At 75.5% G+C, this 6,562-nt stretch carries 7 protein-coding genes; 6 read left to right on the top strand and 1 reads right to left on the bottom strand.

The genetic code is table 11. The features are described from left to right. Positions 1 to 287 (bottom strand): hypothetical protein (locus tag RI554_05260; protein MDR9391420.1); only part of this gene is annotated, 287 nt, incomplete at its 3' end. A 54-nt stretch (positions 288 to 341) separates the two neighbouring features. On the opposite strand from RI554_05260, the gene RI554_05255 reads away from it, so the two are divergent. The 6 genes from RI554_05255 to RI554_05230 form a co-directional block, all read left to right on the top strand. After that, the gene (locus tag RI554_05255; protein MDR9391419.1) at positions 342 to 1,574 is read left to right on the top strand and encodes a hypothetical protein; all 1,233 of its coding nucleotides are present in this window, start codon (positions 342 to 344) and stop codon (positions 1,572 to 1,574) included. A 38-nt stretch (positions 1,575 to 1,612) separates the two neighbouring features. Further along, positions 1,613 to 2,407 carry an imidazole glycerol phosphate synthase subunit HisF gene (gene hisF / locus RI554_05250; protein MDR9391418.1) on the top strand — a complete coding sequence of 265 codons (795 nt, stop codon included), beginning with the start codon at positions 1,613 to 1,615 and terminating at the stop codon, positions 2,405 to 2,407. Next, the gene (locus RI554_05245) at positions 2,404 to 3,588 is read left to right on the top strand and encodes a PLP-dependent transferase (GenBank protein MDR9391417.1); all 1,185 of its coding nucleotides are present in this window, start codon (positions 2,404 to 2,406) and stop codon (positions 3,586 to 3,588) included. Before hisF ends, RI554_05245 begins: the two co-directional genes overlap by 4 nt. A 62-nt stretch (positions 3,589 to 3,650) precedes the next feature. Continuing rightward, positions 3,651 to 4,355 (top strand): bifunctional phosphoribosyl-AMP cyclohydrolase/phosphoribosyl-ATP diphosphatase HisIE, encoded by a 705-nt coding sequence (gene hisIE, locus RI554_05240; GenBank protein MDR9391416.1) that lies wholly within the window; start codon positions 3,651 to 3,653, stop codon positions 4,353 to 4,355. Continuing rightward, positions 4,352 to 5,362 (top strand): class II fructose-bisphosphatase, encoded by a 1,011-nt coding sequence (glpX, locus tag RI554_05235; protein MDR9391415.1) that lies wholly within the window; start codon positions 4,352 to 4,354, stop codon positions 5,360 to 5,362. The genes hisIE and glpX overlap by 4 nt, the downstream gene beginning before the upstream one ends. Further along, positions 5,362 to 6,562 (top strand): cystathionine gamma-synthase family protein (locus RI554_05230; protein MDR9391414.1); only part of this gene is annotated, 1,201 nt, incomplete at its 3' end. The genes glpX and RI554_05230, both read left to right, overlap by 1 nt.

Here is a 6,562-nt window from a genome sequence, read left to right as displayed (position 1 = left end):
TCGGCGGACATCGTCCACGGCGACGGGGGCGCCCCCGCGCCCGCGGGGGCCGCGTCGGCGCCGTTGCGGTCGTTCAGGTAGCGAACCAGGAGGTACACCGCGCCGGCGACGAGCGCGACCGGCACCAGGAAGCGCAGCAGCGCCCACACGAGCCCCGCGAGCCACGTGAGGACGGTCCCGAGCAGCCCGAGGACCCAGCCGCTCAACCACACCGCGCCGGTCCCGATGATCACCGCGACCAGCGCGAAGACCACGAGTTCGACGACCTCCTGCAGCGAGCGATTCATGCCGCGAGTATAGCAGCCTCGGGCCGGCAGGCCCGGCGCGGGTAGGGTGCGCGCGTGGCGAACCGATTCGAACCCGAACGCATGGTGCACGGGGGGTACGCCCTCGCGCGCACCCCGCAGGGGGAGGTGGTGCTGCTCCGCGGGGCGTTGCCCGGCGAGGTCGTCGAGGCCGACGTCGAGCGGCGGGGCGGCGTCCTGCGGGGGCGGGTGACGCGCGTGGTGCGGCCGAGCCCCGACCGCGTCGAGGCGCCCCGGCACCCCGGGCTCGATCTCGGCTTCGCCGCGTACGAGGCGCAGTTGGGGTTGAAGCGCGACGTGCTCGCCGACGCCGCCCACCGCGCCGGCCTCGCGCTCCCGGAGGGCGTCCCCGACGTTCGGCCCTCCCCCCGAACGTGGGGCTACCGCAGCGTCGTGCAGCCCGCCGTCCAGGCCGGACGCCTCGGCTTCCGGCGCGAGGGCGCCACCGAGATCGTGCCGCTCGACGGCGACCCGACCGCCATGCCCAGCGTCCGGGCGGCCTGGGACGCCGTCGCGGAGCTCCCGCCCCCCTCCGGCGTCGAGGAGGTCGTCATTCGGGGAACGGAGGCCGGCGAGGCGCTCGTCGCGTGGATCGCCGACGCGCCCGCCTCGGCCCTCCTCGACCCCGCCCACGCACTCGTGCGGGCCGGCGTCGCGGGCGTCGCCCGCGCCCCGCGGGATGCACGGGGGCGCTTCCGGAGCGGCAAGGAACGCCTCGCCGGCGCCCGCGAACTCCGTGAACGCTATGGGCGCGTCGAGGTGTCGGTGAGCGCCACGGCGTTCGCGCAACCCAACCCGGCGGCGGCCGGCGCGCTGTTCGACGCGCTGGCCGACCTCGCGCCCGGCGGCGCCCGCGCCGTCGAGTTGTACGCCGGGAGCGGCGTCGGCGCGATGCATCTCGCCGACCGCTACGACGAGGTCGTCGCGGTCGAGGTGGCGCACGAGCTCGTGGCGCGCGGGCGACGCGACGTCGCGCGCGCCGGTCTCGCCGGCGTCCGCGTCGAGCGCGGCGACGCCCGCCGGGCCTCGCTGGCGGGGGCCGACACCGTCCTGCTCGACCCGCCCCGCGCGGGGGCGTCGAAGGGCCTGCGCGACGCGGTCACCGCCTCCCCGGCCGCGACGGTGCTGTACGTCGCCTGCGACGTCGCGACGTGGGCGCGCGACGTCGCCGCCTGGACCGCGCAGGGGTGGCGATTGGTGCACGTCGAGCCGTTCGACTTCCAACCGCACACGCACCACCTGGAGCTCCTGAGCCGCCTCGATCGCTGACGCCGTCGCGCGCGGTCGGCGAGGCGGTATCGTCCGGCATGCTCGCCAAGCGCATCATCCCCTGCCTCGACGTGCACGACGGGCGCGTCACGCGAGGCCAGCAGTTCGGTCGCGCCGAGGAGGGGGGCCTGCGCGACGTCGGCGACCCGGTCGAGATGGCCGTGCGGTACGACGCGCAAGGCGCCGACGAACTCGTGTTCTACGACATCACCGCCACCGCGGAGGGGCGCGCCTCGATCCTCGACGTCGCGACCCGGGTCGCGGAACGCTGCTTCATGCCGCTCACCGTCGGCGGAGGCGTACGCACGCTCGACGACGTCCAGGCGCTCTTCCGCGCGGGGGCGGACAAGGTCTCGATCAATTCCGGGGCGGTCGCCGACCCCGAGGTGATCCGCCGCGCGGCGGACCACTACGGCGCGCAGGCGGTCGTGTTGTCGATCGACGCGAAGCGCCGTCCCGAGGGCGGCTGGGAGGTCTTCACCGCCGGCGGCCGGATGGCGACCGGCCTCGACGCGATCGCGTGGGCCGAACGCGGCCAGGCGCTCGGTGCGGGCGAGATCGTCCTCAACAGCATCGACGCCGACGGCATGACCACCGGGTACGACCTCGAGGTCACGCGCGCCGTCGCGCGCGCCGTCGACCTCCCCGTCGTCGCGTCGGGGGGCGCGGGGACCGCGGCGCACCTGCGCGAGGTGCTCGAGGTCGGCGAGGCCGACGCGGCGTTGGCGGCCGGCATCTTCCACCGCGGCGAAACGACGGTGCCCGAGGTCAAGCGCGCTCTGGCGGAGGCCGGCGTCCCCGTGCGCCTCGACGACGTCGGAGACCCCGCGTGAGCGGCGGCGGGGACGCGCGCGACGGTGGGCCGGACCTGCGGACGCTGGCGGTGCACGCCGGCGCGGACGCGGACCCGGAGACCGGCGCCGTGACGCCCCCCATCCACCCCAGCACCACGTTCCTCCAGGAGCCCGACGGCTCCGCGCGGGCCGGGTACGTCTACGCCCGCACCGGCAACCCGACGCGAACGCGGCTCGAGGAGGCCGTCGCCGCGTTGCACCCGGCGGCCGGCCTGCACGCCGCCGCGGCCGCCTTCGCGTCGGGGTCCGCGGCGGCGTCGGCGCTGCTGCGCAGCGTCGATCCGGGCGGCGTGGCGATCGTGCCGGACGACATGTATCACGGCATCCGCCGGCTGCTGCTTGCGCAGGCGGAGCGCTGGGGCGTGACGCTGCGGTTCGTCGACACGTCCGACCTCGCCGCGGTGGGCGCGGCGCTCGCCGCGGGCGACGTCGCCCTCGTGTGGCTGGAGACCCCGTCGAACCCGAGCCTCAAGGTCAGCGACGTCGCGGGCGCCGTGGACCTCGCGCACCGGGCCGGCGCCCGGCTCGCGGTGGACGCCACCTGGACCCCGCCCGGCGTCGCCGACCCCTTCCGCGAGGGCGCGGACGTGGTGATGCACAGCAGCACGAAGTACCTCGCCGGGCACTCCGACGTGCTGGGCGGCGTCGTGGTGGCGCGCAGCGAGGACGACCCCACGTTCGCCTTCGCGCGGTCGTTGCAGGGGCTCGAGGGGGCGGTCCCCTCCCCGTTCGACGCCTGGTTGACGTTGCGGGGCCTGCGCACGCTGGCGCTCCGGGTCCGCGCCGCATCGGATACCGCCGAGACCCTCGCGACGTTCCTCGCGGGGCACCCCGCGGTCCACGCGGTCGCCTACCCCGGACGGAGCGACCACCCCAACCACGCCGTCGCGGCGGCGCAGATGGACCGCTTCGGCGCGATGCTGTCGTTCCGGGTGCGCGGCGGCGCGGACGCCGCCCGCCGCGTCGCGGCGGCCACCCGTTGGTTCCGCCCCGCCACGAGCCTCGGGGGGGTGGAGAGCCTGATCGAGCACCGCGCCCCCGTCGAGGGGCCCGACACCCCCACGCCCGAGGATCTGTTGCGCGTCTCGGTGGGCATCGAGGCGGCGGACGACCTCGTCCGCGACCTCGCGGCGGCCCTCGCGACGCTGGAGGACGCGTGAGCGGCGCGGCGCTCGCGGCCGGCGTCGGTCGGGCCGCCGGACCGCACGGGTAGACTCGCGCCATGGACGACGCCTCCACCCTAACGCTCGACGACGTCGCCTTCGGTGCGGACGGGCTCGTCACGGTCGTCACGCAGGACGCCGCGAGCGGCGAGATCCTGATGCTGGCGCACGCCGACCGCGAGGCGCTCGAGGCGACGCTCGCGACCGGCGAGGCGCACTACCACAGCCGCTCGCGCGGCGAACTGTGGCGCAAGGGCGCCACCAGCGGGCACCTCCAGCGGGTCCGGACCGTCACCCTCGATTGCGACGGGGACGCGGTGAGGTACCAGGTGGAGCCCGCCGGTCCCGCCTGCCACACGGGGGCGCGCAGTTGTTTCCATCGCCCCCTCGCGCACGACGCCGCCACCGGGTCGACGGTGCCCGCCGACGCCTTCGGCGTCCTGCAGCGCGTCGTCGACGCCCGCCTCACGACGCTTCCCGAGGGGTCGTACGTCACGCAGCTCCACGAGCGCGGTCCCGGGTACGTCGCGCAGAAGGTCGTCGAGGAGGCCGGCGAGAGCGTCGTCGCCGCCCTCGAGCACGACGACGACGGCCTTCGCGAGGAGGCCGCCGACCTGCTGTTCCACCTCACGGTGCTCCTGCGCGAACGGGGCCTCGGGCTGGACGACGTCGCCCGCGTCCTGCTCGCCCGGCACGAAGGGGCGAGCGCGCCGAAGACCGACGACGCGCCGGACGACGGGGCGCCCCCCGAGCCGCACGCATGACCTCCGCAGCGCCGGGCGGGCACGACCCGACCGCCCTCGAACGCGCCCTCGTGCTCGATACCGTCCGCGTGACGGAGCAGGCGGCGATCGCCGCCAGTCGCGTGGCGGGCATGGGTGACGAGGACCTCGTCGATCGCGCCGGCACCGAAACGATGCGCCGCATCCTCGGGGAGCTCGCCATCGACGGGCGCATCGTGATCGGCGAAGGGGAGCGCGACGACGCCCCCATGCTGTACATCGGGGAGGAGGTCGGCCTCGCCGGCGACGACGCCTGGCCGGTCGACATCGCGGTCGATCCGGTCGAGGGGACCGGCATCACCGCCCGCATGGTGAACGGCTCCGTCGCCGTCATCGCCCTCGCGGAACGCGGGGGGCTGCTGCACGCCCCCGACGTCTACATGGAGAAACTGATCGTGGGGCCGCCCGCCGCCGGCGCCGTCGACCTGACGTGGCCGGTGGCGGCCAACCTGCAGGCGATCGCCGCGAGCCTTCGCCGCGCCGTGGCCGACCTGACGATCGTCGTGCTCGACCGCCCCCGCCACGAAGGGCTCGTGCGCGAGGTGCGCGACGCCGGCGCGCGCGTGAAGCTCATCGGCGACGGCGACGTCATCGCCGCGTTGGCGGCCGCCGTCCGCGGCACGAACGTCCACGCGGTCATGGGGACCGGCGGGGCGCCGGAGGGCGTGCTCGCCGCCGCCGCGCTGCGCAGCATCGGAGGGGAGATCCTCGGCCGGTTCGCGCCCCGCGACGACGCCGAACGCGGTCGCCTGGCGCAGGCGGGCGTCGACGCGGCACGCGTCTACCGCACCGAGGACCTCGCGCCCGGATCGCAGATGGTGTTCGCCGCGACCGGCATCACCGACGGCGACCTGCTGCGCGGCGTCAAGTTCTTCGGGGGCGGCGCCCGCACCCACACGATTTCGATGGGCCTCCGTTCGCGGGTCCTGCGCTTCTCCGACGCCGTCCACCTGCTCGACGACGGGGCGCGCGTTACCATCCAGGTCTGATGCCCCGCGACGACGACCCCCGCACGCCCGGCGCCGACGACGCCACCCCCCGCCCCGACGCCCCGCCACGCATCGCGACCCGCGCGGTCTGGAGCGGCGAGGCGGGCCCCTGGACCGGCGGCGCGACGCAGGTCCCGGTCGTGAAGAGCGTCGCGTTCGGCTACGACGACCTCGACCACTGGCGCGACGTCGCCCTCGGGCGGGCGGAGGGCCACATCTACGGCCGCAACACGAACCCGACGGTCGCCGCCTTCGAGGACAAGGTCCGCGCCCTCGAGGGGGCCGAGGCCGCCACCGCCTTCGCGACCGGCATGGCGGCGATCAGCGACACGCTGTCCACCCTCCTCGCGCCCGGCCGACGGGTCGTGTCGGTCAAGGACACGTACGGCGGGACGAACGTCGTGTTCCGCGAGTTCCTGCCGGCCTGGGGCGTCGACGTCGCGTTGTGCGAGACGCTCGATCACGACGCGATCCTCGCGGCGATCGGGGATGGCCTCGACGTCCTCTACCTCGAGTCCCCCACCAACCCGACGACGAAGGTGTTGGACCTCGCGGCGCTCGCCGCCGCGGCGCACGACCAGGGGGCGACCGTCGTGGTGGACAACACCTTCGCGACCCCCGTCAACCAACGCCCCCTCGAACTCGGGGCGGACCTGGTGCTGCACAGCGCCACGAAGTACCTCGGGGGCCACGCCGACGCCCTCGGTGGGGTCGTCGCCGGTGCCCGCGATGGGGTGGAGCGGATCTACCACCACCGCGAGATCAACGGTGCGGCCCTGCACCCCGGCGCGGCGTACGACCTGTTGCGGGGCATGAAGACGCTGGCGCTCCGCGTCGAGCGGCAGAACGCGTCGGCCCTGCGGATCGCGACGTGGTTGGAGGCGCATCCGAACGTCGCGCAGGTGCACTACCCCGGCTTGCCGTCGCACCCCGGTCACGCCGTCGCCGCCCGGCAGATGCCCGGCGGGTTCGGAGGGATGCTGTCGTTCGATCTGCACGGCGGGTTCGGGGCGGTGGAGCGGGTCGTGCCGCGCCTGCGCTTCGCGCATCGCGCGGCGAACCTCGGCGCGGTCGAGACGGTCGTCGCCCCGCCGCGCACCGGGTCGCACGTCGAGCTGACCGAGGCGGAGCGCGCGGCGATGGGCATCCCCGAGGGGTTGATTCGTTACTCCGTCGGGATCGAGGATCCGGACGACCTGA

Source organism: Trueperaceae bacterium (genome assembly GCA_031581195.1).
Classification (GTDB): domain Bacteria; phylum Deinococcota; class Deinococci; order Deinococcales; family Trueperaceae; genus SLSQ01.
Note: the sequence above shows the minus strand (reverse complement) of the source record. Positions and strands in the feature narration are given on the sequence as shown.